Here is a 524-nt window from a genome sequence, read left to right as displayed (position 1 = left end):
CCAGATCCAGAGATAGATTAAGCGCAGTGTCTCCACTGAGTCTTTTGGCTACTTCAGAACCTTGGATAGCCAACCCCGGAGCCGTTAAAGAAGTGGTTGCCGATGAGGTGAAACGCATAAGTTGGGCATCGGCGGAAACAGTATAGCCATCCATACTGGTGTTGGATTGGTAGGCCCAATCCTTGCCCAGTAAAGAATGCTCATTTTGAAAATGAATCAAGGACATATCAAGAGAAAGTTGTTTATTCTCAGAAATTTGATTCATAAACTTCTTGTATGCATCTTTAGGCAGTCGGACTTTTGTCTGTTTGACTGTCTCAGCCACATCCTTGGGAAATTGGTTCAGCGTAGGTTCTTTCTGCTGCGCTTCAGCCGCATTTAATTCGTCACGCTCCTCCTTGGATTCAACCGCTTTGGTTGAGGCTGATAAGGCCACCCGCTGAGAAATGTCTTTAACATGCCCCTTGCCTGAACTAACCAGGTGCTTTTCCGAGGATGCGGGTAGCAACCAAGATGGGGTTCTG

The 524-nt window shown here is 46.8% G+C and carries 1 protein-coding gene; it reads right to left on the bottom strand.

Annotated features, from left to right (window positions below):
* On the bottom strand, nt 1-436 hold a 436-nt coding region (locus tag IEX22_RS15615; protein WP_188669302.1), incomplete at its 3' end, for a hypothetical protein.
* Nucleotides 437-524 lie beyond the last annotated feature (88 nt).

Origin of the sequence: Tersicoccus solisilvae, assembly GCF_014643255.1 — a bacterium.
Taxonomy (GTDB): domain Bacteria; phylum Actinomycetota; class Actinomycetes; order Actinomycetales; family Micrococcaceae; genus Tersicoccus; species Tersicoccus solisilvae.
The sequence above is the reverse complement of the archived record's forward strand: the minus strand, read 5'-3'. Positions and strand labels throughout refer to the sequence as shown.